Source organism: Streptomyces sp. 7-21, from assembly GCF_016741785.1.
Lineage (GTDB): Bacteria > Actinomycetota > Actinomycetes > Streptomycetales > Streptomycetaceae > Streptomyces.
The window spans coordinates 129328-153469 of record NZ_JAERRL010000005.1 but is presented as its reverse complement, the minus strand read 5'-3'; the positions used below and the strand labels follow the sequence as shown (position 1 = coordinate 153469).

The window sequence follows — 24142 nt, the reverse complement described above, 5'->3', positions numbered from 1 at the left end:
GCGGCGCGGCGCCGGCCGCCTCACAGGCCGGGCGCGCCCCAGACCGGGAACCACCGGCTGAGGTCACGCTCCACCCGCAGGTCGTGCTCCAGCAGGGCGCGGATCTGGAGCTCCAGGGCGTTGTCGCGCCGCTCGGTGGCGCCGGGCACGGGCGCGAAGGGGTAGAACGTGCCGCGCTTGTACAGGTACACCAGCGCCATCGGCCGGTCCCGGCGGTCGCGGAAGCCGGTCAGCGAGCACAGCAGCTTGGGGCCGAAGCCGGCGTCCCGCAGCGCGGTGTTGACCGCGTGCAGGTCGTTGACGAGCGCCGCGACGCCGCCGGGCCCGGTGGGGTCGTGGCGCACCAGCAGCCAGGTGTAGCCGTAGGAGTCCTGGCTGAACTCCACCGGGATGCCGCCGCGCGGGGTGTCGGCGTCGAGCAGGCCCTGGATCTCGTCCCTGACCCGCTGGAACGCCCCGCCCTCCACGCTGGCGAAGCACACCGAGCCGAGCCCGGTCGGGGTGAACCCGGCGCCGGCCTCCAGCGTGATGGCGGCCGAGGGGATGGCGAAGAGCTGGTCGAGGTCGGGGCGGGCCGGCTTGCTGCGGCCCAGGATGATGTCGAGCAGGCGGCCCACGTGCGGTCAGTGCCTTCCGTGTCAGCGCCCGAGCTGGGCGGAGATGCGGCCGAGCTGGTCAAGCCGCTGCTCCAGCGGCGGGTGCGAGGAGAGCAGCCGGCTGAACGCCTCGCCGGACAGCGCGGGGGCGAAGAAGAACGCGTTGAACGGCTCGGCCTGCCGCAGGTCCCGGGTGGGGATGCGCGCCATCTGCCCGGAGACCTTGGTGAGGGCGGAGGCCAGGGCCGAGGGGCGGCCGGTCAGCAGCGCGCCGGCGCGGTCGGCGGACAGCTCGCGGTAGCGGGACAGCAGCCGGGTCAGCAGGAAGCTGATCACGTAGACCACGGCGCTGATCAGCGGGATGAGCAGCAGCAGCGCGTTCTGCTGCTGGTTGCCGCGCCCGCCGCGCATGAGCCCCGACCACAGGGCCATGCGGGTGATGAGCCCCGCGACCACGCCGAGGAACGACGCGATGGTCATCACGGCGACGTCGCGGTGCGCCACGTGCGACAGCTCGTGGGCCAGCACGCCCTCCAGCTCCTCCGGCTCCAGGCGGCGCAGCAGGCCGGTGGTGGCGCAGACCAGCGAGTTCTTCTGGCCGCGGCCGGTGGCGAAGGCGTTGGGCACGTCGGTGTCGGCGATGGCCACGCGCGGCTTGGGCATGTCGGCCATGGCGCACAGCCGGTCCACGGCGCCGTGCAGCTCGGGGGCCTGGGCGGGCGTGACCTCCTTGGCGCCCATGCTGAACGCGGCGATCTTGTCGCTGAACCAGAACTGGGCGATGAAGAGCAGGGCGACGAACGGGAGCACCAGCAGCCAGGAGTCGCCGAGCGCGGCGATGAGGAAGCCAACGAAGACCACGTACAGCAGGCCGATGAGGAACATGGTGGTCACCATGCGGCCGGTGAGCCCCCGGTCCGGGGCGTATCGGGTCCGTGCCATCGCGCTGCCCTCTTTCCTCCCCCTCGCGTCGTCCGGTCTTTACGCGTCCGTTCCTCTTCAAAGGTAGACCGGACGGGAAAACCGGGAGAACCCGGAGATCCGGGAGGTCCGGGAGATCCGGGCGCGCGGCCCTTGGCCGTCAGCCGTCCCCGGGGTCCACCGTCGCCGCGACCGGCAGGTGGTCGCTGCCCGTGCGCGGCAGGGTCCAGGCCGAGACCGGCTCCAGGCCGCCCACGAGGATCTGGTCGATGCGCGCCAGCGGGAACGACGCGGGCCAGGAGAAGCCGAAGCCGGCGCCGGCCGCGCCCTGGGCGGAGCGGAGCTGGGAGGTCAGCGGCGCGAGCGCCCCGTCGTTCACCGTGCCGTTGAGGTCGCCCAGCAGCAGCACCTGCCCGAGCGGCTCGGCGGCGATCGTCTGGGCCAGCATCTCGGCGGCCTCGTCCCGGCGGCCCGCCGTGAAGCCCGCGTCGAGTGCGACCCGCACCGACGGCAGGTGCGCGACGTACACGGCGACCTCGCCCAGCTCGCCGCCCACCCGGACCGTGGCGCGCATGGCCCGGGTCCAGCCCATGCCGGTGTCCACGGGGGCGGAGTTCTCGATGGGGTACCGGCTCCACAGGCCCACCGTGCCCCGCACGCTGTGGTACGGGTAGCGGGCGGCCAGCGCCTCCTCGTAGAGGCTCACCCGCTCCGGCGGCAGCTCCTGGAGCGCGATGAGGTCGGCGCCCGACGCGGCCAGCGCGCGGGCGGTCGCCCGCGGGTCGGGGTTGCTGGCGTCCACGTTGTGGCTGACGACCTCCAGCGCGCCGCCCTCGGACCGTTTGTCGGCGAGCAGACCGCCGAAGAGTTCCAGCCACACCAGCGCGGGCACCAGCACCGCCGCGAGGGCCGTCACCGAGCGCCGCACGATCCCGCACACCGCCAGCACCGGCACGCCCAGCCCCAGCCACGGCAGGAAGGTCTGGACCAGGCTGCCGAGGCTGCCGATCTGGTTGGGGATGCGGGAGTGCAGCGCCAGCACCAGGGCCAGCGCCAGCGCCAGCGCGGCGATCACCCAGCCCCGGCGCCACCGCCCCGGATGATCACTCCACCGGAGCCGCCCGGCCGCCTCGCCGGCGGGGCCGTCCGGGTCCGGACCGCCCGGGCTGGGGTCCGCCGGGTCCTGGCCGGTGTCCGGGGAAAACAACCGTGACATCCGCGTTCCTCGCTGCCGTCTGCGCCGGTGGCCTGACTGTCTCCGCCAGGCCGAACGATAGGCGAGGGGACCGGGCGATTCCTCAAACGCCGCCCGGGTGGGACGATGGAGGTGATCCGGGGACGCCGTGAGGCGCTTCGAGACGACGAACAGGAGTCCGCGATGACCGCGATGCCGCATTCGCCTGCTCCCGAGCAGGAGCGCGCGCTGTACGGCGGGAAACAGAACCGCCGCATCACCGTACGTGACATAGCCGCCGCCAAGCGGCGCGGCGAGAAGTGGCCCATGCTCACCGCCTACGACGCCATGACCGCGTCGGTCTTCGACGAGGCGGGCATCCCGGTGATGCTCGTCGGCGACTCGATGGGCAACTGCCATCTCGGCTACGACTCGACGGTGCCGGTGACGCTCGACGAGATGACGATGCTGGCCGCCGCCGTCGTGCGTGGCACGCGGCGGGCGCTGATCGTGGGCGACCTGCCGTTCGGCTCCTACCAGGAGGGCGCCTCGCAGGCGCTGCGCAGCGCCACCCGCCTGGTGAAGGAGGCCGGGGTGGGGGCCGTGAAGCTGGAGGGCGGGGAGCGCTCCGCCGACCAGATCCGGCTGCTCGTCGAGGCGGGCATCCCGGTGATGGCGCACGTCGGCCTGACGCCGCAGTCCGTCCACGCCTTCGGCGGCCACCCGGTCCAGGGGCGGGGCGAGGAGGCGGCGCAGCAGCTGCTGCGGGACGCCAAGGCGGTGCAGGACGCGGGGGCGTTCGCCGTGGTGCTGGAGCTGGTGACGGCGCAGCTCGCGGCCGAGGTGACGCGCTCGCTGCACATCCCGACCGTGGGCATCGGGGCGGGCGCCGACTGTGACGCCCAGGTCTTGGTGTGGACGGACATGGCCGGGCTGACCGAGTGGCCCGGCGGGCGCATGCCGCGCTTCGTCAAGCAGTACGCCCGCCTGCGGGAGACGCTGCGCGACGCGGCCAGGTCGTTCGCTGATGACGTCGTCGGCGGGACGTATCCGGCCGAGGAGCACGCCTTCCACTGAAAGCCACGGCGTCCGGCGGGGGTCTCTCCCCCTCCCCCGCCGGCGCCTTTCCCCGCGGGTCCGGGTGCGGCGGCCATGTCAGCGGGTGGTGGCCGCCGTCCCGGCCCGCCGCCAGGCGGCCAGTACCGGCCAGAGCGGATCGGAACCGGCCCGGACCGGGCGGCTCCCCGGCGCGGCGCCCTCAGCGGCGCGGGCTGGCGGAGCGGCGGTGGTAGTACCAGGCCATGTTCGACGACAGGCCCGCGAGGAGGACCCAGACCACGCCGAGCCAGCTGCCCTGCGCGAACGAGACCACGGCGGCGGCCACGGCCAGGACGCAGACCAGCAGGGCGTAGAGGGCGTACCGCCGGGCCTGGCGGCGGGTGAGCGTGACGGCTGACATGGCTGCCATTGTCCCAGTCGTGCTCAGACGTCCGTAAGCCGGATCCCGGCGTGCGCCGAGTAGCGGCGGTTGACCGAGATCAGATTGGCGACCAGCGCCTCGACCTGGTGGGCGTTGCGCAGCCGCCCGGCGAAGACGCCCCGCATGCCGGGGATGCGCTGGGCCAGCGCCTGGACCGTCTCGCAGTCGGCGCGGGAGTCGCCCAGGACCATCACGTCGGTGTCGATCGTCTCCACCGCCGGGTCCTTCAGCAGCACCGCCGACAGGTGGTGGAAGGCGGCGGTGACGCGGGACTCGGGCAGCAGCGCGGCGGCCTGCTCGGCGGCGCTGCCCTCCTCAGGCTGAAGCGCGTAGGCGCCGCGCTTGTCGAAGCCGAGCGGGTTCACGCAGTCCACGACGAGCTTGCCGGCCAGGTCGCCGGCGAGCGCCCGGAGGGTGTCGGCGTGGCCCTCCCAGGGCACGGCGACGATGACGATGTCGCTGTCGCGGGCGCAGGCGGCGTTGTCCGCGCCGGTGACGGTGCCGGTGACGCCGAGGCCGCGCAGCTCCTCGGCGACGGCCTGGGCGCGTTCGGCGGCGCGCGAGCCGATGATGACGCGCTGCCCGGCCCGGCCGAACCGGTACGCCAGGCCGCGTCCCTGGTCGCCGGTGCCGCCCAGCACGCCCACGGTGAGCCGGGAGACGTCGGGCAGGTCCCAGGGGTCCTTCTTGCTGCGGGCGGGCGCGCTGGGGCGCTGGTCACCAGTCATGTCACGCATCCTGCCACCGCGGCGGCGCGGGTCAGCGCCCAGGGTCACCGGCGCCGGCAGCGCCATCGTCGCCGTCGCCGTCGTCATCGTCGTCCCGCCAGCGCGGGTCGTTGCGCCAGGCCGCGTCGCGCTCCCGCGCGAGATCCATGGCGCGTTCGGCCTCGCCGCGCGTGGCGTACGGGCCGAACCGGTCCTTCGCGGGGCACTCGGGCCCCTCCTCGACCGTGCGGTGCTTCAGGCAGTAGTACCACTCACCCGGACGGCCGGCGGGCCTGCTCCGGAAGCGGCTGAAGAGACCGGACATGCCCTTATCCTGCCCGCCCGTAAACTCGGTCGCATGTCTGGCCAGCGCTACCTCGTCCCCGGCACGGTCTCACCGCGGCGGACCGTTCCCGCCGCCATCCCCCGCCCCGAGTACGTGGGGAAGAAGGCGCCTGCGCCGTACACCGGCCCGGAGGTGCAGGACGAGGAGACGATCGCCCGGATGCGGGTGGCCGGGAAGCTGGCGGCCCAGGCGCTGGCCGAGACCGCCTCGCACATCGCGCCGGGTGTGACCACCGACCAGCTGGACCAGGTGGCGCACGAGTTCCTGTGCGACCACGGCGCCTACCCCTCGCCGCTGGGATACCGGGGGTTCCCCAAGTCGCTGTGCACGTCCGTCAACGAGGTCATCTGCCACGGCATCCCCGACTCGACGGTGCTGCGCGAGGGCGACCTGGTCAACCTGGACGTGACGGCGTACACCGGCGGCGTGCACGGCGACACCAACGCCACGTTCCTCGTCGGCGGCCCCGAGGCGGCCGACGAGGAGTCGCGGCTGCTGGTGGAGCGGACCGAGGAGGCGCTGCGCCGCGCCATCAAGGCCGTGAAGCCGGGGCGGCAGCTGAACGTCATCGGCCGCGTCATCGAGTCCTACGCCAAGCGCTTCGGCTACGGCGTCGTGCGGGACTTCACCGGCCACGGCATCCACACGGCCTTCCACTCCGGCCTGATCGTGCCGCACTTCGACGACCCGACGGCGACGACCGTGATGCGGCCCGGCATGACGTTCACGATCGAGCCGATGCTCAACCTGGGCACGCACGAGTGGGAGATGTGGCAGGACGGCTGGACGGTCGTGACCCGCGACCGGAAGCGGTCGGCCCAGTTCGAGCACACGCTGGTGGTGACCGAGTCCGGCGCGGAGGTGCTCACGGCCGCCTGACGGCGTGACGGCGTGATGGTGCGCCGGCGTGCCGGCGCGGCGTGCCCGCGCCGCCCTTCAGACGGTGACGACCGTGCAGGCGGGCAGCTCGCGGAACGGCGCCAGCCGCTCCGGCGCGGCACCGGTGTCCGTCACCAGCGTCCACGGCCGCCGCAGCGGCCCCGGCGCCCAGGCGGTGAACGGCGCCTGCCCCAGCTTGCTGCTGTCGGCCAGCACGTAGACCTCCCTGGCGCGTTCGGCCATCAGCTCCTTGAGCGCGGTCTGGGCCAGGCTCGCCTCGCAGATGCCGCGGCGGGCGTCGAGGCCGTCGGCGCCGAGGAACACCTTGCCGGCGCTCAGCCGGGTGAGGGCCAGCTCGGCCAGCGGGCCCGCGAAGCCCTGGCTGACCCGGCGGAGCGTGCCGCCGAGCAGCACCACCTCCACCCCGGCGGCGTCGCGCAGCTCCAGCAGGACGGTGAGGCCGCTGGTGATGACGGTCAGGCCGGTGCGGGTGCGCAGCCGCCGGGCCACCCGGCCGGTGGTGGTGCCCGCGTCGAGGATCACCGTGTCGCCGGAGGCGATCCGGTCGGCGGCCCAGGCGGCGATGCGCTCCTTCTCGGCGACGGCCAGGGCCGCGCGCTGGCCCAGCGACGGCTCGGGGACGTGCTGGGCGGTGATGGCCCCGCCGTAGGTGCGGGCGATGGCGCCCTGTTCGGTCAGCAGGGCCAGGTCGCGGCGGATCGTGGAGGGGGTTACGCCGAGGCTGGACGCCAGGTCCTCGACCGAGACGGTGCCGTCGGAGGCGACGGTGCGCACGATCAGGTCGCGGCGCTCGGCGGCGCGCATCCGCCGGGCCGCCGCGCCGTGCGCGCCGGTGCCGCCGCTGCCGCGGTTCACGCCGTCCATGTGCCTCGCGCCTGTCGCTGCTGCTGGTTCCCGGTCACGCCGCGGCGCTGCCGGTCAGGAGGCCGCCGGGTCCGGCGCCAGGCGGGCGGCCTGGCGCAGCGCCTCGACCATGCTGCGGTGGTCGGCGGTGCCGGTGCCCGCGATGTCGAACGCCGTGCCGTGGTCCACCGACGTGCGGATGACGGGCAGCCCCACCGTGATGTTGACCCCCGCTTCCAGGCCGAGAATCTTCACCGGCCCGTGGCCCTGGTCGTGATACATCGCCACCACCAGGTCGTAGTCGCCGCGTCCGGCCACGAAGAATACCGTGTCGGCGGGCAGCGGCCCCCGGGCGTCGATGCCGTCCGCGCGCAGCCGCTGGATGGCCGGGACGATCTTCTCCTCCTCCTCGCCCCGCCCGAACAGGCCGTTCTCGCCCGCGTGCGGGTTGATGCCGCACACGGCGATGCGCGGCCGGGCGATCCCGGCGTCCACCAGCGTGCGGTGGCCGCGCCGCACCGTGCGCTCGACCAGGCCGGGGTCGATCCGCTCGATGGCGTCGATCAGCCCGAGGTGCGTGGTGACGTGAATGACCTTCACCTTCTCGGTGGCCAGCATCATCGACACCTCGGGCGTGCCGGTCAGGTGCGCCAGCAGCTCGGTGTGGCCGGGGAAGCGGTGCCCGGCGGCGTGCAGCGCCGCCTTGTTGAGGGGGGCGGTGCAGATCGCCTGGACCTCTCCGGCGACGGCCAGCCGGGCAGCCCGCTCCACGTAGCGGTAGGCGGCCTCCCCGGCGGCGGCGGACAGCTCGCCGAACGGCAGCCCGGCCGGCAGCAGCCCCAGGTCGATAACGTCGATCACGCCGGGGGCGGGGCGGGCCTCGGCCGGGCCGGCCACGCGGCGCACCGTCACCGCGTCGGCCAGGCCGCAGCGGCGCGCCGCCTCGGCCAGCCGGGCGGCGTCGCCGACGACGACGGGGCGGCAGCGGGCGTGGACGTCCGGCTCGGCGAACGCCCGGACGATGATCTCCGGGCCGACGCCGGCGCCGTCGCCCATGGTCACGGCGACAGCGGGCAGGGGCTGGCTCATGGTGTTTCCTCCAGCAGGGGGGCGTCCTCGGCGGCGGGAGCGCCGGCTCCGGCGGCCGGGGCGGTCCGGACGCCGGTGACGCCGGTGACGCCGAGGACGTCCAGGATGTCGGCGAGGGTGCGCGGCGTGCCGAAGCCGCCGGGCTTGGTCACCACGTAGCGCGGGGCCGGTCCCGGCACCCGGCCGAGCACGGCGCCCGGCGCGGGCGCGGCGAGGATCTCCAGGGCGGGCGCGCCGCAGCGGGTGAGCACGGCCCGCGCGGTCTCGCCCCCGGTCAGCACGAGCAGGCCAGCCCGCCGCGCCGCCGGGGCGGCGATGTCGCCGAGGCGGCTGACCAGGCGGCGGGCGAGGGCCGGGTCGGGCGGGCCGTCGGGGACGAGCCGCAGCAGCGCCTCACCGCGCGGCGGCAGCAGCGCGGCCAGGCGGGCGGCGTGCGCGGCGGCGTCGCCGGCCAGCGCCTGGCGGGCGGTGAGGGCCAGCGTGCGGCCGGGGCAGCGGCGCGCGAGCGCGTCGGCCTGGGCGGCGGCGACCGAGCTGGCGCTGCCGACGACGGTGAGCACCGGCCCGGTCAGCGCCAGGGGCGCCGGCGGCGCGGCCGGCCCGGCGCCGGGCGCCACCGCGCGGGCGAGCGCGGCGGCCAGGCCCGCGGCGCCGGCCCAGCGCGGCGGGCGGGGCAGGGCCAGCCCGGTCTCGGCGATGGCCCGCAGGTCCGCGTCGGTCTCGGCGTCGCAGACCGCGACGCGGCTCTCGCGGGCGGCCGCGGCGAGCAGTTCGGTGAGCTGGGCGCGCGGCCCGCGCACCGCGCGCAGCGGCACCTCGGTGACCGGCAGCGGCCGCAGCGCCTCGGCCACCGTCCGGGGCGCGGGCCCGGGCTCGGCGTCCCAGGCCCCGCTGTCCGGCAGCGGGGTGCCGTGCACGAACAGCGCGCCGTCGCGCACGGTCCGGCCGGTGGCCGGGACGGCGGGCGTGCAGATCACCGGGGACGAGCCGCCGCCGTGGGCGCGGAGCGCGTCGATCTCGGGGACGAGGTTGCCGCGCAGCGTGGAGTCGAGCTTCTTGAACAGCAGCCGGCCGGAGCCGTGCCGCAGCAGCTCCCCGGCCACGCGGCGCCGCGCCTCGCCGGGCGGGAGGTACCGGCTGTCGGTGTCCACGACGGTGACCGGCCCCGTCACCGCGGCGGTGTCGCGGCGGTCAGCGGCGTCCGTGAGCGCCACCGTGCTGCGCATTCCGCGCACCGCGAAGGGAACCGCGCAGTCGGCCGCGCCGCTGAGATCGTCCGCGACCAGCAGGATCGCGTGCGTTGTCATGAGCAGAAACGGTACCGACGACTGCGCGTTGTGAGCAATATCCCCTCCACTTGCACGACTTGCGCAGGACAGCCGGAACCCGCTGACGGCGACGGCGAACGCCGGGACGAAGACCGCTTGCGCTAGAGAGCGCTCCAGCAGCCACACTCACCGGCATGCACAACCGCACGACGCACAACCGGACGCCCAGCAGAACGCTGGGACGCAGCGGCATCGAGGTCAGCGCCCTGGGCTTCGGCTGCTGGGCCATCGGAGGGGAATGGTCCAGCAGCCAGGGGCAGCCCTGGGGCTGGGGTGCCGTGGACGACGACGAGTCGATCGCCGCGCTGCGCCGCGGCATCGACCTGGGGGTGACCTTCTTCGACACCGCCGACTGCTACGGCACCGGCCACAGCGAGGAGGTGCTCGGCCGCGCGGTGAAGGGGCGGCGTGAGGAGGTCGTGATCGCCTCCAAGTGGGGCAACACCTTCGTGCCGGGCAGCCGGGTCTCCGACCTGGTGCCCGACCTCACCCCCGCCTACGCCCGCCGCGCCCTGACGGACACGCTGCGCCGCCTGGGGACCGACTACCTCGACCTGTACCAGCTCCACGTGGGCGACGCGCCGCTGCCGCAGGCGGAGGAGCTGCGCGAGGCGTGCGAGCGGTTCGTCGACGAGGGCCTGATCCGGGGCTACGGCTGGTCCACGGACGACCCGGAGCGCGCCGCGCTGTTCGCCAAGGGCCCGCACTGCGCCAGCGCGCAGCTGAACTGCAACGTGTTCGAGGACGCGCCCGCGATGCTCGCGCTGTGCGAGGAGCAGGAGCTGGCGGCCATCATCCGGGGTCCGCTGGCGATGGGCGTGCTGACCGGCAAGTTCAGCGGCGAGCGCGGCGGCGGCACGGCGCTGGGCGCGGGCGACATCCGCGCGACACCGCCGGCCTGGCTGCGGTTCTTCCGCGACGGGCGGCTGGCGCCCGAGTGGGAGCGCCGGTTCGAGGCGGTCCGCGACGTGCTGACCAGCGGCGGCCGCACCCCCGCCCAGGGCGCGCTGGCGTGGCTGTGGGCGCGCAGCCCGCGCACCGTGCCGATCCCCGGCGTGCGCACGGTCGCGCAGGCCGAGGAGAACGCGGGCGCGCTGGCCCACGGCCCGCTGACGGCGGCTCAGCTCGCCGAGATCGACGAGCTGCTGGGCCGGACCGACGCCTGACCGGGCCCCACCCGGGGCTGACCCGGACGGGGGGCCGGGTCAGCCCTGGGTCAGGCAGAACTCGTTGCCTTCCGGGTCGGCGAGGTTGGTCAGCCCGTCATGGCGGTCGAGAACCCGGGCCCCGAGGCTGGTGAGACGGGTGATCTCAGCCTCGGGGTCCGGGGCGACGAGATCGAGGTGCAGCCGGTTCTTGACGGTCTTGGGCTCGGAGACGCGCTGGAACCACAGCCGCGGCCCGGCCCCGGGTACGAGGGGCTCCAGCAGCACGGTCGGGTCGTCCTCGGGGTTCTCGATGCCCAGCGCCCGCAGGCGCGTCAGCTCCGCCTCGTCATACGGAGCGATGGCGTAGCCCTCCAGCGCGGCGGCCCAGAAACGGGCGATCGAGGCCGGGTGGGCGGAGTCAACGACGATGTCGAGGAGCCTGGCCATCCGATCATGATGAGCGCGCCGGGCGCCGGTTGTCACTACGGAGGCCACGACGGGTCTCCGCCCGCGCCCGGCGCGCGGCGGAGGAACCGGGAATTACCAGGGCACCGCGCCCTCGTCGTCGAAGAATCCGCCGCGCGGCCCGTCGTCCGGCAGGGTGGCGAGCCGGATCGCGATGGCGGCCCCCCTGCCCGGGCGTCCGGGTGCCCTGGAAGTTGGTGAAGTCGGTGGCGACGTAGCCGGGGCAGCACGCGTTCACGATGACGGGGGTGTCCGCAAGGCGGCGCGCGTACTGCCGGGTGAGGGCGTTGACCATCGTCTTCGACGGCGCGTAGGCGGCCAGGATCGGGCCCATCTGGAGCTCCAGCGAGGACGACAGGCCAGCCATCGTCCACCAGCTCCATAGCGGCTCACCCCCGCTTGCGCGGGGAGGACCCCTCAAGCGCGCAGCCGCGGAGCGGCGAGCACGGCTCACCCCCGCTTGCGCGGGGAGGACCAGCGGCCGGCTTCCCAGCGGTAGACGCCGTCCGGCTCACCCCCGCTTGCGCGGGGAGGACCGCCAGGCCCAACTCTCGATGGCCTCGTGGCACGGCTCACCCCCGCTTGCGCGGGGAGGACACTTCCTGACCTGCGGCGTTAGAGAGGCTTTGCCAGTTCTTTGCCTGCCTGGCGCCGTCTCTCGCTGCGTGCTGTCATGGCTGGCAAGTGTACGGGGGTGACAGGTCCGGACACAGGCGATCGGCGGGATACGGAGCGGGCCGACGGAGCCGGAGTGGCGGGTGAACCGGGTCCGGAACGACGTGATGCCGTGCGGGTATCAGGCAGTAGGTTCGGTGCCGTGGCCGATCTGGAGACCCGCGAGCTGCGGTACTTCGTGGCCGTCGCCGAGGAGTTGCACTTCGGGCGCGCCGCCGAGCGGCTCGGCATCGCCCAGCCCGCGCTGTCGCGCGCGATCCGCCAGCTGGAGCGGCGGCTCGGCGTCCGGCTGTTCGACCGGGACCGCCGGGGCGCAGCGCTCACCGACGCGGGCCGGGTGCTGCTGCGGGAGGCCCGGGTGGCGCTCGACGCGGTGGCCGCCGCCGCGCGCCGGACCCAGCGTGCGGGCGACCCACGGCAGCGGCTGGTGCTGGTGACGAAGGCGGGGGCGTCGCACGAACTGCTGCGCCGCCTGCTCGACGCGGTGGACGGCGAGCCCGGTGCGCCGCCGGTCGAGGTGCTGCTGTGCGAGGTGGGTGAGCAGGCGGGGCTGCTGCGCAACGGGCGCGCCGACGTGGCGCTCATGCACCGGCCGTTCGACGACCTCGCCGGGTTCGACACCGTGGATCTGCTGACGGAGGGCCAGATCGCGCTGCTGCCCGCCGGGCATCCGCTCGCCGCGCGGGAGCGGCTGACGATGGCGGAGGTCCGCGACGTGCCGGACCTGCCGCTGGCGCGGTGGCCCCGGCTGGACGGCACCTACCCGGAGGGGCCCGGCCCCGAGGTGCGCACCCAGTCGCAGCTCGCCCAGCTCGTCGCCCTCGGCAAGACGCTGCTGGTCATCCCCGCGTCCAGCCGGGCCTGGCAGTGGCCGGATCATGTCGCGGTGCCCGTGGTCGACGCGCCGCTGGTCACCACGGTGCTGGCGTGGCAGCCGGCCAGCGTCTCGCCGGGGCTCGCGGCGGTGGTGCGCGTGGCGGCCGCGCTGTACGGCGCGGAGCTGCCCGCGCCGCCTGTGCCGCGCGGGGAGGCGGCGCCGGCGCGCGGACGCTGACGGGACCGGCGGCGGCCCTACGCGGCGCGGGCGGCGCAGGTGGCGGCCAGCTCCCGCTCGCTGGCGTTCGCGCCGGTGCACACCACGGCGACCTTCCGGCCCGCCAGGCGCGGGCGCAGGGCGAGCAGCCCGGCGAGCGCGGCGGCTCCGGCGCCCTCAGCGAGGGTGTGGGCGTCGCGCATCAGCAGCCACTGCGCCTCGGCGATGGCGTCGTCGTCGACGAGGACGAAGTCGTCCAGGTGCGCGGCGAGCAGGCGCTGGGTCAGGGCGAAGCCGCTGCCGGTGGCCAGGCCCTCGACGCGGGTGCGGTTGGGCCGGGTGAGCAGGCGCCCGGCGCGCCAGGAGTCGTGGGCGGCGGGCGAGGCGGCGGACTGCACGGCGATGACGCGGCAGCGCGGGGCGAGCGCGGCGGCGGTCAGGCAGGCCGCGGCGGCGCCGCTGCCGCCGCCGACGGGGACGATGACCGCGTCCAGGTCGGGTGTGCGGTCGAAGATCTCCAGGTAGGCGGTGGCGACGCCCGCGATCAGCGCGGGTTCGTCGGCGGCGCTGACCAGCCGCATTCCCCGCTCGGCGGCGACGGCGCTGGCGGCGGCGCTCGCCTCGCCGAGGTCGGCGCCGGACTCGATCAGTTCGGCGCCCAGGGCGCGGACGGCCGCCGCCTTGGCCGGGTTGGGCCGCTCGGGCATGACGATCACGCACGGCGCGCCGAACGCGGCGGCGGCGTAGGCGAGGGACTGGGCGTGGTTGCCGGTGGAGTAGCCGACGATGCCGCGCCGCCGTTCCGCCTCGGTCATGCCCGCGAGCAGGGTCAGCCCGCCGCGCACCTTGAAGGCGCCGGTGGGCTGCGCGTTCTCGTGCTTGACGTACACGGTGGCCCCGGCGGTGGCGTTGAGCGCGGGGTAGGACCACTGCGGCGTGGGCGGGAGGTACTCCGCCAGGAGGCGGCGGGCCCGCAGGGCGTCGGTGATCGTCGGTGGAGCGGGGGTGGCCGTGCCAGTCATGTCAGCCACGGTGCCACGGCCGGACACATAGATCTAATGATGACTTTCGATGGATTCATCGGCCTCCTCTATGGTTGGCGGGATGAGGGACCTGAACCGGTTGCGGGTGCTCGTCGCGGTGGCGCGCGAGGGATCGGTGACGGCCGCCGCCGAGGCGCTGCACTACTCGCAGCCGTCGGTCAGCCACCACCTGGCGAAGCTGGAGGCGGAGGCCGGGGTGGTGCTGGTGCGGCGGGCCGGGCGCGGGGTGGTGCTGACGGAGGCGGGGCGGCTGCTGGTGGAGCGCGCCGAGGAGATCCTCGGCCAGGTGGAGGCGGTGCGCGCGGAGCTGGCGGCGCACGCCGGGCTGCGCGCCGGGCGGGTGCGGCTGGCGGCGTTCCCCTCGGCGCTGGCGACGCTTGTGCCCCCGGCGGCGGCGCGGCTGGCGGCGGACCATCCGGGCATCGAGCTGGCACTGCGGGAGGCCGAGCCGCCCGAGGCGCTGACGGCGCTGCGGAACGGTGAGGTGGACGCCGCGCTGGTCTTCGAGCACGGCACGCCGCAGGCCGCGGGCGGCGCCGAGGAGCGGAACACGACGCTCACGCCCGTGCTGCGGGAACCGCTGTACCTGGTGACTCCGGCCGGCGAGGAGCCCGGCGGCGCGGCTGGCGCTGCGGCGGGCGGCGGGGCGGCACGGCTGTCGGCGTTCGCGGACCGCAGCTGGATCGCGGGGTGCGAGCGATGCCGCGCGCACCTGGTCGCCGCGTGTGCGCGGGCGGGTTTCTCGCCGCGCGTGACCTTCCAGACCGACGACTACGTGGCGGTGCAGGCGCTGGTCGCCGGCGGCCTGGGGGTGAGCGTGCTGCCGGGGCTGGCGCTGGCGGCGCACCGGCATCCGGGAGTGCGGACGGCGGCGGTGCCGGGCGAGCGCCGGAGCGTCTTCCTGGCGGTGTACGGCAGGCCGCCCGCGCCGGAGCCGGTGCGGGCGTTCGCCGAGGCGCTCGCCCGCGTGCAGTGCCCGGTGACCTGACGCCCCGGCGGGCACGCCATCGTGGACACCTAAGTCGACAAAGCGAGACGCGCGGGACAGCCGGGAATACTGGGCGACAGGTCGACAAAGATGTATGTGAGTTGTGCGGCCTCGTGCCGGACGTGCTGAAGCTGGCCGCCAGCCCGCGGACGCCCGCTCACCGCTCGGCCAGCTCGCAGCCAGCCCACAGCCAACTCCGGTAACGAGCGCACGACATGACGCACGCGGCAGCACAGTTGGCGCCCGGCGCGCCACCTTCCCGCACGGTGCGCCCCCATGCGGACCGGGTCATTCCGGCCCCGGAAGCGGGCGGTTTCGGAAAGTTTCGCCGTACGACAGCAAAAGGCGGCCTGGATGCCCTAATCTCTTCTCGTTTCTGGTGTATGACCGGGCCGTCCTGGGGAGTTCATGAGACAACCGGACACGTCGCCACCCGCCCGCTCGCGAAGACCCGCCACCGTCTTACGGCCGCCCGGCACCCGCCCGGCGACGCCGCCGTGGTACCCGCCGCTCGCGCTCGTCGCGCTCGCCGCCGACGCGACCGGCTCGTTCTTCCCCGTTCTGCTCGTTCTCACGCTTCACGGCCGCCCCAACCCCGCGGCCACCGCGCTCGCCGCCGCCGTCTGCTGGACCGGCGTCCGCGCCTTCCACCACCGCTACGCCCGCCGCACGCTCGCCGAGCGCCGCGGCCTGCTCGCCACCGCCCACGACTGGCTGTTCTTCGTGGGCGTGCTCGCCGTGCTGCGTGCCGCGACCGGTGACGACACCCCCCTGGGCACGGCGCTGCTCGCCCTCGCGCCCGCCGCCGTCATCACCGGCGCCGCGTCGGCCGCGATCCACCACCACCTGACGCGCCAGCGCCATCACGCCCGCGCCGTGCGCCGGGTCCTGGTCGTCGGCGAGCCCGGCGCGGCCGACGCCGTGTCGGCGCGGCTGGCGGCGCGCACCGACCACGCCTACGTCGTCGTCGGCGCCGTGCCCGTCGGCGAGGGCCAGCTCACCAGCGGCGTCGTGGAACCAGGCCGCCTCCCCGGCCCGCCGCAGCCGTCTGACGGCGCGCCCGCCGCGCCCGATCTGGTGCCCGACGGCCCCGACGGCCCGACGGTGCTGGCCGCCGCGCGCCGCACCCGCGCCGATCTGGTGCTGGCCGTGCCCGGCCCGCTGCTGACGGGCGAGCGGCTGCGGCGCCTGTCGTGGGCCGTGCAGGACGCGGGCCTGGCCCTGGTGGTCGCGGCCGGGCTGACCGACGTGGCGCCGCGCCGCATCCGCGTCGAGTCCGCCGCCGGGCTGAGCCTGCTGCACGTGGCACCGCCGCTGCGCGGCGGCCCGCAGTCGCTGGTGAAGGCGGCGCTGGACCGGACCGCGGCGGCGCTCGGGCTGCTGCTGCTCGCGCCGCTGCTGGCGCTGATCGCCCTGGCGATACGCCTGGACTCCCCCGGCCCGGCGCTGTACCGGCAGACCCGCATCGGCCACCGGGGCGCGCCGTTCACGCTGTGGAAGTTCCGCACGATGGTGGCGGACGCGGAGCGGCTGCGGCCCGGCCTGGAGGCGTCGAACGAGCACGTCACCGGGCCGCTGTTCAAGATCCGCCGGGACCCCAGGGTCACCCGTGTCGGGCGGCTGCTGCGCCGCACCTCCCTCGACGAACTCCCCCAGCTGGTCAACGTCCTGCGCGGCGAGATGTCGCTGGTCGGCCCGCGCCCGCCGCTGCCCGGCGAGGTCGCCTCCTACGGGGTGGCCGAACTGCGCAGGCTCTCCGTCAAGCCGGGGCTCACCGGACTGTGGCAGGTCAGCGGCAGGTCAGAACTGTCGTGGGACGAGGGCCTTGCGCTTGACCTGTCCTACGCCGACAACTGGTCGGTGACGGGCGATCTCGACGTGCTGGCCCGCACCGTCCGCGCGGTCCTCGACGGCCGCGGCGCGTACTGACCCACCGCCCCGCCTCACCTCCCGCCCGCTAAGGAGCCGCTGTGCAGCCACCACTGGTACGTCGCGCTGATGCCCTCCCGCAGCCCGATGCGGGGGGTGAAGCCCAGCTCGCGCAGCCGCGTGACGTCCAGCAGCTTGCGCGGGGTGCCGTCGGGCTTGCTGGTGTCCCAGGCGATCCGGCCGGTGAAGCCGGTGATGTCCGCGATGAGCGCGGCGAGTTCGGCGATGGTCAGGTCCTCGCCGCAGCCGACGTTGACCGGCGCGTCGCCGTCGTAGGCGCGCAGCAGCAGCAGGCAGGCGCGGGCCAGGTCGTCGCTGTGCAGGAACTCCCGCCGGGGCGTGCCGCTGCCCCACAGCACCACCTCCGGCCGGCCGTCGCGGGCCGCCTCGTGGAAGCGGCGGATGAGCGCGGGCAGCACGTGGGAGGTCTCGGGGTCGAAGTTGTCGCCGGGCCCGTACAGGTTGGTGGGCATGGCGGCGATGTAGGACCGGCCGTACTGGCGCCGGTAGGCCCGCACCTGGGCGATGCCCGCGATCTTCGCCAGCGCGTAGGGCTCGTTGGTGGCCTCCAGCGGCCCGGTCAGCAGCGCGTCCTCGGTGATGGGCTGCGGGGCGTGCTTCGGGTAGATGCAGGAGGAGCCGAGGAACAGCAGCCGCTCCACCCCGGCGGCGTGTGCCCCCGCGATGACGCTCAGCTGGATGCGGAGGTTGTCCTCCAGAAACGGCACGGGGTAACGGTCGTTGGCCATGATGCCGCCCACGCGCGCCGCCGCCAGGACGACGGCGTCAGGGCGTGCCTGAGACAGGTACGCGGCGGTGCGGTCCGCGTCACGCAGGTCCAGATCCTCACGGCCCCGGGTCAGCACCTGGTACCCCTCGGCGGCCAGCAGCCGGGCGATGGCGGACCCGGCCAGGCCGCGGTGGCCGGCGACGAACACCCGGGCGCCCGGCGGCAGCAGCGGCGTGCGCTCGCTTGACTCATTCATATCGGCATCATCCCGCTGGGGGGTACACAGCATGGGCAAAACCGCTCTGATCACCGGCATCACCGGCCAGGACGGCTCGTATCTGGCTGAACTCCTGCTGGAGAAGGGCTACACGGTGCACGGCCTGGTGCGCCGCTCGTCGTCGTTCAACACCGAGCGCATCGACCACATCTACCAGGACCCGCAGGAGCCCGGGCGGCGGCTGGTGCTGCACCACGCCGACCTGTCGGACGGCGTGGCCATGGTCAACCTGCTGCGGGATGTGCAGCCTGACGAGGTGTACAACCTGGGCGCGCAGTCGCACGTGCGTGTGTCGTTCGACGCGCCGCTGTACACCGGGGACGTCACGGGCCTGGGCACGCTGCGGCTGCTGGAGGCGATACGCGCCAGCGGCATCGACACCCGCATCTACCAGGCGTCGTCCTCGGAGATGTTCGGCTCGGCGCCGCCCCCGCAGAACGAGCGCACCCCGTTCCACCCGCGCAGCCCGTACGGCTGCGCCAAGGTGTACAGCTACTGGTCGACCGTCAACTACCGCGAGGCGTATGGCATGTTCGCGGTGAACGGCATCCTGTTCAACCACGAGTCGCCGCGCCGCGGCGAGACGTTCGTGACGCGCAAGATCACCCGCGCGGTGGCGCGGATCCGGGCGGGCCTCCAGGACCGGCTGTACCTGGGGAACCTGGACGCGGTGCGGGACTGGGGCTACGCGCCGGAGTACGTGGAGGCGATGTGGCGGATGCTCCAGCGCGACGAGCCGGACGACTACGTCATCGCCACCGGGGTCCCGGCCAGCGTGCGGGACTTCCTCCAGGCGGCGTTCGAGGCCGCCGGGCTGGACTGGTCGGCGTACGTGCGCTTCGACCCGAAGTACGAGCGGCCCAGCGAGGTGCACGCCCTGGTGGGCGACGCCAGCAAGGCGGAGGAGCTGCTGGGCTGGAAGCCGACCGTGCTGTGGCCGGAGCTGGCCGCGCTGATGGTGGACGCCGACATGGCGGCGCTGGAGGCCGAGCGCAGCGGGGCGCGGGTCCGGATCGACAGATAGTCCTGCGGCGCGTACAACCGGTGACAGGGCTGAGTGGTCCAACTGACAGGGACCGCAGGGTTTTTCCAAGGACTTCGAGCGAGCGGTGAGGGGATCGGCCAGGGGCATGGGAAGTCAGTCGCGCGCAGGGCGCGGACGCAGAGGCTGGCGGGCCCGGGCGGCGGCGCTGGCCGCCGGGCTCGCGGTGGCCGCCGGGCTGCTGGGGGTGCCCGGGAGCCCGGCACAGCGGGCCGGGGCGCTGACGCCGCCGGTGAGCATGACGGCCGACACGCTGCCGACGTGGCAGACCAACGGCATCGTCTACGCCATGGCGGAGGCCGGCGGCCTGGTGTTCGTCGGCGGCACGTTCTCGGCGATCCGGCCGCCCGGCGCCGAGCCGGGCGAGGACGAGCACGAGGCGCTGAACTTCGCGGTCTTCGACGCCGCGACCGGTGAACCGGCCGACTGCCAGATGCCGTTCACGGTCGGCTCGGGCACGGCGTCGGTGCGGGCGCTGGCGGTCTCGCCGGACGGCGAAACGCTGTACGTGGGCGGCACGTTCGGCTCGGCGGGCGGCTCGGGCGCCTCCAGCCTGGCCGCCGTCGACATCGCCTCGTGCACGCGCGAGCCGTTCCCCGTCTCGGCCAACGGCATGGTCCGGGCGCTGGCCGTCACCGAGGACCGGGTCTACCTGGGCGGGAACTTCACGCGGATCGACGGCACCGGCCGGTCCCGGTTCGCGGCCGTGACCCGCGACGGGGACGTGGTGGACGGCTGGGTGGCCGACGCCGACGAGCCGGGCAAGGCCGTGGAGGTCACCCCCGACGGGGAACACGTGCTGCTGGGCGGGGACTTCTTCACCGTCAACGGCGAGAACTCGCACGCCCTGGCCGTGGTGGACGCGGACACCGGGGAGGTGGCCCGCGCCTACCCGCTGGGCTTCATCGAACGCGCCTCGACCGTGCAGGACATCACCACCGACGACACCGGCTTCTACACCGGGCACGAGGGCACCGGCTCGGGCGTGTTCGACGGCCGGATCGCGCTGGACCTGGACACCTTCGACGAGCGGTGGCGCGACACCTGCCTGGGCGCCACGCAGGCCGTCGCCGTGCACGACGAGGTGCTCTACAGCGGGCACCACGCCCACAACTGCGCCAGCATGGGCGAGTTCCCGAACCAGGAGCGGTACCACCTGTTCGCCCAGTCGGTGCACGACCCGAAGCTGCTCGGCTGGTTCCCCAACACCAACGACGGGCTCGGCGAGGCGCTCGGCCCGCGCACCCTGGCGGTCGCCGAGGACGTGCCGGGCGACGACCGCGACTACCTGTGGGTCGGCGGCGGCTTCACCACGGTCAACGGCGAGCCGCAGTGGGGCCTGACGCGCTTCGCGACCGGCCCCGACACCGGCGCGCCCTCGGTCCCCGAGGCGCACGCCAGGAGCCTGGTCCCGGGTGAGATCGAGCTGACGTGGCGGCCCTCGCTGGACCTGGACGACTCGCTGCTGACGTACCGCGTCTACCGCGACGGCGCCCCGGAGCCGGTGCACACCGTGGACGCCGAGTCGGTGCCCTGGCGGCGCCCGCAGCTGTCGTTCACCGACGCCGCCGAGCCCGGCGAGACGCACAGCTACCGGATCACCGCCACCGACGGCGCGGGCAACACCAGCGCCCTGTCGCCGCCGGTCACCGCCATGGCGGCCGCGAGCACGCCGCCGTACGCGGCGGCCGTGCTCGCCGACGACCCGCTGCTGTACTGGCCGTACGACGAGACGGCGGGGAACTTCGCGTCCGACGCCTCGGGCAACGGCAGCGCGGGCGCGCACCGCGGCGGCCCGCAGCGCGGCGCCGACCCGGCCGTGCCGGGCCCCCAGGCTGCCGCCGTCGGGTACGACGGCACGGACGCCTACACGTACAACGAGCGGCCCTACTCGGGCGTGACCGAGTACACGCTGGAGACGTGGTTCCGGACGACCACGGATGAGGGCGGCAAGCTGATCGGGATGGGCGACCGCATCCTCCAGGACAGCTACAGCCACGACAACAACCTGTACATGCTCGACGACGGCCGGCTGCGGTTCGGCGTCTACAACGGCACCTACCGGCTGGCGACGAGCAGCGAGCCGTACAACGACGGCGAGTGGCACCACGCCGCCGCGTCCATCGGGCCGCGCGGCCTGGAGCTGTACGTGGACGGCGAGCTCGTCGCCAGCAACAACCGCGTCACCTCCGCCCGGAACCTCAGCGGCTACTACTGGCGCACCGGTGGCGACGCGCTGCTGCGCTGGCCGGACCGGCCGGCCAGCGACTACTTCGACGGCCAGCTGGACGAGACCGCCGTGTACGGCGAGCAGCTGCCCGCCGCCCGGATCAGCGCCCACCTGGCGGCGGCGTCGGAGCCGGTGGACAGCCTCACCAGCCTGGACCCCGTCGCCGACACGTACGTCAACGGCGCGGCGCCCAGCGCCGTGTACGGCACGCACCAGCAGCTGGCGGTGCGCGGCGACAGCCCGTACGAGAGCTACCTGCGGTTCGAGGTGCCGCAGCCGCCGGCCGGCACCGAGCTGAAGAGCGCCACGCTGTGGCTGGGCGTGTCCAGCGAGGACGCGGCCGACTCGGCCGACGACGTGCTCATCCGGCCCGTCGAGGGCGACTGGTCCGAGGAGGCCACGTCGTACGCCACCAGACCCGCGCTCGGCGACGACGTGCTCGCCACCGCCAGCGGGCCGCTGGAGCGGGGCTCGGTCGCGGCCGTGCCGCTGCCGCTGGACGCGGTCGCGGACGCGGCCGGCGGCACGCTGGACCTGGCGCTGACCGCCGAGGGCACCGACAGCCTGTGGCTGTGGGCCCGTGAGGCCAGCGGGTCGTCCGCGCAGCGGCCGCGGCTCGACCTGCTGTACGGGGCGCCGTGAGCGCCCGGGCGGGGGGGCGGCCCCGCGTACGGACGGCCGCGGCAGCGGCGGCCGCGGCGCTGGCGCTGCTGCTCGCGGGCTGCGGCTCCTCTGGCGGCGCGGAGGCCGGCGGCCCGGCCGCCGCGCCGCCTGGGGAAGAGCAGACACCGGCCGGGCCGCAGGCGCCCGCCGGAGAGGAGGACGGCATGACGGGCCGGACGGTGCCCCGGGAGGAACTCACGCCCGCCGAGGGCTCGTTCACCGAGGAGGAACGCGACTACCTGACGGGCCGGGTGCCCGAGGGCACGGACCCGGCGGCCGTGCTCCAGCTCGGCACGGAAGCCTGTGACCGCGTCGGCTACCTGGCGCGGCACGACCGGCCCGCCGCCGTCGCCGCGCTGCGCGACGGCGAGATACCCGGGGCCGAGGACGCCATCAGGCACCTGTGCCCGGAGCACACCGGCCTGCTGGAGGAGGCCCTCGGCGAGGGAGGCGCCGAGTGAGCCCGCTGCCGATAGCCGTCATCATCCCGACCAAGAACGAGGCGGCCAACATCACCGGCGCCGTCCGCTCCGTCATCCGGCACGCCGCCAGCGTGACCGTGGTGGACTCGGCCAGCACGGACGACACCCGCCAGCTCGCCGAGAAGGCGGGCGCCGAGGTCGTGGACTACACGTGGGACGGCCGGTACCCGAAGAAGAAGCAGTGGTGCCTGGACCACGTGCGCACCGAGACCGACTGGGTGCTGTTCCTCGACGGCGACGAGACGCCCAGCCCGGCGCTGCTCGCCGAGCTGTACCGGATCTTCGGCGACGGGCGGCGGGTGCGGCCCGCCGCGTTCGACATCCCGCTGGGCTACTGGTTCGCCGGGCGGCGGCTGCGCCACGGCCACACCATCGTCAAGCGCGCGCTGGTCGACCGCACCCGGGCCCGCTTCCCCGAGCCGGACGACCTCGACGCGCCGGGCATGGGCGAGCAGGAGGGGCACTACCAGCCGCTGGCGGACCCCGTCTACCGGCTGCGCGCCACCATCGAGCACCGGGACCTGGACCCGGTGCGGACCTGGTTCGAGCGGCACAACCGCTACTCGGACTGGGAGGCGTGGCTGGAGAACCACCCTGAGGTCCGCGAGCAGGTGCGCACCGCCAAGACGCGGCAGGGCCAGCTGTTCCACCGGGCGCCGCTGAAGCCGCTGGTGTCGTTCGCCTACGCCTACCTGTGGCGGCGCGGCTTCCTCGACGGGCGCGCGGGCCTGGACTACGCCCTGGCGATGAGCTTCTACCGCTGGCAGATCGGCCTGAAGGCGCGGGAGGGCGCGTCCGCCCGCACCCGCCGGTAGACGTCCAGCAGGTCGCCGACGACCGCGTCGATCGTGAAGCGGTCCCGCACCAGCCGCCAGGCCGCCTCGGCGGCGGCCTGGTGCGCGGCCGGTTCGAGCAGGCCGAGCAGGGCGCGGGCGAACGCCGGGCCGTTGTCGGCGTCCGGCGCGTCGCTGACGTCGACGGTGCGGCCCGCGCCCACCCGCGCCACGTCCGGCGCCAGCCCGGTGGTCCGCGCGACGACCACGGGCGTGCCGACGGACATCGCCTCCAGCACCGCCATGGAGAAGGCGTCCTGCACGGAGGGCACCATCAGCGCGTGGGCGCGCCGCAGCTGCGCCATCGCCTGCGGCGGGTCGAGCGGCCCCAGGTAGTCCAGCGAGCCGCGCACGCCCAGCGACTCGGCCAGCGCCAGCGTCCCGGCGAGCGCGCCGGTGTCCGGCCCGGCCATCACGAACCGGGCCCCGGGGTGGCGCGCCAGCACCGCGGGCATGGCGCGCACGAAGTCCTCCGGCCGCTTGCCCGCCTGCACCCGCGCCAGGTACAGCACCACCGGCGGCCCGGTCCGGGCGCCGGAACGGTCCTGCGGCGGCACGCCGTTGACGAGCCGCCAGGCGGGCGCCAGCGGCGCGGGCGCCGCCACGGCGGCGGTCTCCCGCCGTTCCCGCTCCGTCAGGTACAGCACGGCGTCGGCGCGGCGCAGCGCCCGGCGGGTGCCGAGGACGTCGACGAGCCGCGCCACCCGCTTGTCCGTCGGGTCGACCATGCCGTGGGTCTGGAGCACCACGGGCGTTCCGGCCGACATCGCCAGCAGCGCGAACGGCAGGGTGATCAGGTCCCGCATCAGGTGCACGTGGACGATGTCGGCGGCCCGCGCCCAGCGGCGGGCCCGCGCCAGCAGCGCGGGTGAGGTGATGCCGCTGACCTCGAACCGCGGCAGCACGTGCCGGGCCGGGAACAGCCGCACCGGCACCCCGTCCACGGTGCGCGGCAGCGGCCCCGGCCCGAACTCGTCGCCCAGGGCGGCCAGCACGGCCTGGTGCCCGCGCTCGCGCAGGCCGCGGGTGAGGCTGAGCGCGACGCGCGTGGGCCCGCCGAACGCGTGCGTGGGCGTGTGGAGCGTCACCACGTGCAGCACCTTCACGGCCGTTCCCCTCCCCTGGTCTCCCCCGTGCGGGTTCCCCGCCGCATCATCGCAGAACCGGCCGGGTGCCTCACCTTCGGGTAAGTGCTTACTTCCAAGTTCGTACTTGCCGGC

The 24142-nt window shown here is 74.9% G+C and carries 23 protein-coding genes, 1 pseudogene and 1 CRISPR repeat array; of the genes and pseudogenes, 10 read left to right on the top strand and 14 right to left on the bottom strand.

Annotated elements, in window-relative coordinates; genetic code table 11:
* Positions 1–20: 20 nt before the first annotated feature.
* From JK356_RS08265 to JK356_RS08255, 3 genes are all read right to left on the bottom strand, one after another.
* Positions 21–617 carry a hypothetical protein gene (locus JK356_RS08265; RefSeq protein WP_201866923.1) on the bottom strand — a complete coding sequence of 199 codons (597 nt, stop codon included), beginning with the start codon at positions 615–617 and terminating at the stop codon, positions 21–23.
* 21 nt (positions 618–638) lie between these two features.
* Positions 639–1538, bottom strand: a complete 900-nt coding sequence (htpX, locus tag JK356_RS08260; RefSeq protein WP_201866922.1) for a zinc metalloprotease HtpX — start codon at positions 1536–1538, stop codon at positions 639–641.
* Positions 1539–1677: 139 nt separating this feature from the next.
* A complete protein-coding gene (locus tag JK356_RS08255) occupies positions 1678–2733 on the bottom strand; it encodes an endonuclease/exonuclease/phosphatase family protein (protein WP_201866921.1) in 1056 nt (351 codons plus the stop codon).
* Positions 2734–2895: 162 nt separating this feature from the next.
* Between JK356_RS08255 and panB the strand changes: the two genes are divergently transcribed.
* Positions 2896–3768, top strand: coding sequence for a 3-methyl-2-oxobutanoate hydroxymethyltransferase (gene panB, locus JK356_RS08250; RefSeq protein WP_201866920.1), 873 nt, complete (start codon positions 2896–2898; stop codon positions 3766–3768).
* Positions 3769–3949: 181 nt separating this feature from the next.
* On the opposite strand, the gene JK356_RS08245 is transcribed toward panB, so the two are convergent.
* From JK356_RS08245 to JK356_RS08235, 3 genes are read right to left on the bottom strand one after another with little or no spacing between them, the layout of a single operon-like run.
* Positions 3950–4150: a hypothetical protein gene (locus JK356_RS08245; protein WP_201866919.1), complete on the bottom strand. Its 201-nt coding sequence runs from the start codon at positions 4148–4150 to the stop codon at positions 3950–3952.
* Between the two features lie 23 nt (positions 4151–4173).
* Complete coding sequence (gene npdG / locus JK356_RS08240) at positions 4174–4899, bottom strand: NADPH-dependent F420 reductase (protein WP_201866918.1); 726 nt, start codon at positions 4897–4899, stop codon at positions 4174–4176.
* A 31-nt stretch (positions 4900–4930) separates the two neighbouring features.
* Entirely contained in the window at positions 4931–5203 is a 273-nt protein-coding gene (locus JK356_RS08235) for a hypothetical protein (RefSeq protein ID WP_201866917.1), read from the bottom strand.
* Positions 5204–5236: 33 nt separating this feature from the next.
* On the opposite strand from JK356_RS08235, the gene map reads away from it, so the two are divergent.
* A complete protein-coding gene (gene map, locus JK356_RS08230; RefSeq protein WP_201866916.1) occupies positions 5237–6103 on the top strand; it encodes a type I methionyl aminopeptidase in 867 nt (288 codons plus the stop codon).
* A gap of 57 nt (positions 6104–6160) precedes the next feature.
* Here the strand turns inward: map and JK356_RS08225 are convergent, their stop codons facing one another.
* Genes JK356_RS08225 through JK356_RS08215 form a run of 3 tightly spaced genes read right to left on the bottom strand, consistent with a single transcriptional unit; the run spans position 6161 to position 9363 of the window.
* On the bottom strand, positions 6161–6988 hold the full coding sequence (locus JK356_RS08225; protein WP_201866915.1) for a DeoR/GlpR family DNA-binding transcription regulator: 828 nt from the start codon (positions 6986–6988) through the stop codon (positions 6161–6163).
* 54 nt (positions 6989–7042) lie between these two features.
* Positions 7043–8056, bottom strand: coding sequence for a 4-hydroxythreonine-4-phosphate dehydrogenase PdxA (gene pdxA, locus JK356_RS08220; RefSeq protein WP_201866914.1), 1014 nt, complete (start codon positions 8054–8056; stop codon positions 7043–7045).
* On the bottom strand, positions 8053–9363 hold the full coding sequence (locus JK356_RS08215; RefSeq protein ID WP_201866913.1) for a four-carbon acid sugar kinase family protein: 1311 nt from the start codon (positions 9361–9363) through the stop codon (positions 8053–8055). The genes pdxA and JK356_RS08215 overlap by 4 nt, the downstream gene beginning before the upstream one ends.
* Before the next feature lie 155 nt (positions 9364–9518).
* Between JK356_RS08215 and JK356_RS08210 the strand changes: the two genes are divergently transcribed.
* On the top strand, positions 9519–10550 hold the full coding sequence (locus tag JK356_RS08210; protein ID WP_201866912.1) for an aldo/keto reductase: 1032 nt from the start codon (positions 9519–9521) through the stop codon (positions 10548–10550).
* Between the two features lie 39 nt (positions 10551–10589).
* On the opposite strand, the gene JK356_RS08205 is transcribed toward JK356_RS08210, so the two are convergent.
* Together JK356_RS08205 and JK356_RS08200 are read right to left on the bottom strand one after the other, a co-directional pair.
* Complete coding sequence (locus JK356_RS08205; RefSeq protein ID WP_201866911.1) at positions 10590–10979, bottom strand: VOC family protein; 390 nt, start codon at positions 10977–10979, stop codon at positions 10590–10592.
* 93 nt (positions 10980–11072) lie between these two features.
* A pseudogene (locus JK356_RS08200) lies at positions 11073–11346 on the bottom strand (SDR family NAD(P)-dependent oxidoreductase); the annotation flags it as partial.
* Positions 11347–11382: 36 nt separating this feature from the next.
* Positions 11383–11595: a CRISPR direct-repeat array (repeat unit 29 nt; unit sequence CGGCTCACCCCCGCTTGCGCGGGGAGGAC).
* Between the two features lie 219 nt (positions 11596–11814).
* On the opposite strand from JK356_RS08200, the gene JK356_RS08195 reads away from it, so the two are divergent.
* Positions 11815–12726, top strand: a complete 912-nt coding sequence (locus tag JK356_RS08195; protein ID WP_307815473.1) for a LysR family transcriptional regulator — start codon at positions 11815–11817, stop codon at positions 12724–12726.
* Positions 12727–12743: 17 nt separating this feature from the next.
* Here the strand turns inward: JK356_RS08195 and JK356_RS08190 are convergent, their stop codons facing one another.
* Entirely contained in the window at positions 12744–13727 is a 984-nt protein-coding gene (locus JK356_RS08190; protein WP_201866909.1) for a threonine/serine dehydratase, read from the bottom strand.
* A gap of 82 nt (positions 13728–13809) precedes the next feature.
* Here JK356_RS08190 and JK356_RS08185 point away from each other — a divergent pair, with 82 nt between their 5' ends.
* Both JK356_RS08185 and JK356_RS08180 read left to right on the top strand, forming a co-directional pair.
* Positions 13810–14736, top strand: a complete 927-nt coding sequence (locus JK356_RS08185) for a LysR family transcriptional regulator (protein ID WP_201866908.1) — start codon at positions 13810–13812, stop codon at positions 14734–14736.
* A gap of 408 nt (positions 14737–15144) precedes the next feature.
* On the top strand, positions 15145–16665 hold the full coding sequence (locus tag JK356_RS08180; protein ID WP_201866907.1) for a sugar transferase: 1521 nt from the start codon (positions 15145–15147) through the stop codon (positions 16663–16665).
* 14 nt (positions 16666–16679) lie between these two features.
* On the opposite strand, the gene JK356_RS08175 is transcribed toward JK356_RS08180, so the two are convergent.
* Positions 16680–17651 carry a GDP-L-fucose synthase gene (locus tag JK356_RS08175; RefSeq protein ID WP_201866906.1) on the bottom strand — a complete coding sequence of 324 codons (972 nt, stop codon included), beginning with the start codon at positions 17649–17651 and terminating at the stop codon, positions 16680–16682.
* A gap of 31 nt (positions 17652–17682) precedes the next feature.
* Here JK356_RS08175 and gmd point away from each other — a divergent pair, with 31 nt between their 5' ends.
* The 4 genes from gmd (at position 17683) to JK356_RS08155 (ending at position 22904) form a co-directional block, all read left to right on the top strand.
* Positions 17683–18696, top strand: coding sequence for a GDP-mannose 4,6-dehydratase (gene gmd, locus JK356_RS08170; protein WP_201866905.1), 1014 nt, complete (start codon positions 17683–17685; stop codon positions 18694–18696).
* A gap of 106 nt (positions 18697–18802) precedes the next feature.
* Positions 18803–21586, top strand: a complete 2784-nt coding sequence (locus JK356_RS08165; protein ID WP_201866904.1) for a LamG-like jellyroll fold domain-containing protein — start codon at positions 18803–18805, stop codon at positions 21584–21586.
* On the top strand, positions 21583–22068 hold the full coding sequence (locus JK356_RS08160; RefSeq protein ID WP_201866903.1) for a hypothetical protein: 486 nt from the start codon (positions 21583–21585) through the stop codon (positions 22066–22068). Before JK356_RS08165 ends, JK356_RS08160 begins: the two co-directional genes overlap by 4 nt.
* Complete coding sequence (locus JK356_RS08155) at positions 22065–22904, top strand: glycosyltransferase family 2 protein (protein ID WP_201866902.1); 840 nt, start codon at positions 22065–22067, stop codon at positions 22902–22904. The genes JK356_RS08160 and JK356_RS08155 overlap by 4 nt, the downstream gene beginning before the upstream one ends.
* On the opposite strand, the gene JK356_RS08150 is transcribed toward JK356_RS08155, so the two are convergent.
* The gene (locus JK356_RS08150) at positions 22844–24028 is read right to left on the bottom strand and encodes a glycosyltransferase (protein ID WP_201866901.1); all 1185 of its coding nucleotides are present in this window, start codon (positions 24026–24028) and stop codon (positions 22844–22846) included. The genes JK356_RS08155 and JK356_RS08150 overlap by 61 nt on opposite strands.
* Between the last annotated feature and the right edge of the window lie 114 nt (positions 24029–24142).

Bases quoted from the DNA above. Each gene is read 5' to 3' on its own strand.
- htpX (WP_201866922.1), bottom strand. From the start codon at position 1,538: ATGGCACGGACCCGATACGCCCCGGACCGGGGGCTCACCGGCCGCATG.
- JK356_RS08255 (WP_201866921.1), bottom strand. From the start codon at position 2,733: ATGTCACGGTTGTTTTCCCCGGACACCGGCCAGGACCCGGCGGACCCC.
- panB (WP_201866920.1), top strand. From the start codon at position 2,896: ATGACCGCGATGCCGCATTCGCCTGCTCCCGAGCAGGAGCGCGCGCTG.
- JK356_RS08245 (WP_201866919.1), bottom strand. From the start codon at position 4,150: ATGTCAGCCGTCACGCTCACCCGCCGCCAGGCCCGGCGGTACGCCCTC.
- npdG (WP_201866918.1), bottom strand. From the start codon at position 4,899: ATGACTGGTGACCAGCGCCCCAGCGCGCCCGCCCGCAGCAAGAAGGAC.
- JK356_RS08235 (WP_201866917.1), bottom strand. From the start codon at position 5,203: ATGTCCGGTCTCTTCAGCCGCTTCCGGAGCAGGCCCGCCGGCCGTCCG.
- map (WP_201866916.1), top strand. From the start codon at position 5,237: ATGTCTGGCCAGCGCTACCTCGTCCCCGGCACGGTCTCACCGCGGCGG.
- JK356_RS08225 (WP_201866915.1), bottom strand. From the start codon at position 6,988: ATGGACGGCGTGAACCGCGGCAGCGGCGGCACCGGCGCGCACGGCGCG.
- pdxA (WP_201866914.1), bottom strand. From the start codon at position 8,056: ATGAGCCAGCCCCTGCCCGCTGTCGCCGTGACCATGGGCGACGGCGCC.
- JK356_RS08215 (WP_201866913.1), bottom strand. From the start codon at position 9,363: ATGACAACGCACGCGATCCTGCTGGTCGCGGACGATCTCAGCGGCGCG.
- JK356_RS08210 (WP_201866912.1), top strand. From the start codon at position 9,519: ATGCACAACCGCACGACGCACAACCGGACGCCCAGCAGAACGCTGGGA.
- JK356_RS08205 (WP_201866911.1), bottom strand. From the start codon at position 10,979: ATGGCCAGGCTCCTCGACATCGTCGTTGACTCCGCCCACCCGGCCTCG.
- JK356_RS08190 (WP_201866909.1), bottom strand. From the start codon at position 13,727: ATGACTGGCACGGCCACCCCCGCTCCACCGACGATCACCGACGCCCTG.
- JK356_RS08185 (WP_201866908.1), top strand. From the start codon at position 13,810: ATGAGGGACCTGAACCGGTTGCGGGTGCTCGTCGCGGTGGCGCGCGAG.
- JK356_RS08180 (WP_201866907.1), top strand. From the start codon at position 15,145: ATGAGACAACCGGACACGTCGCCACCCGCCCGCTCGCGAAGACCCGCC.
- JK356_RS08175 (WP_201866906.1), bottom strand. From the start codon at position 17,651: ATGAATGAGTCAAGCGAGCGCACGCCGCTGCTGCCGCCGGGCGCCCGG.
- gmd (WP_201866905.1), top strand. From the start codon at position 17,683: ATGGGCAAAACCGCTCTGATCACCGGCATCACCGGCCAGGACGGCTCG.
- JK356_RS08165 (WP_201866904.1), top strand. From the start codon at position 18,803: ATGGGAAGTCAGTCGCGCGCAGGGCGCGGACGCAGAGGCTGGCGGGCC.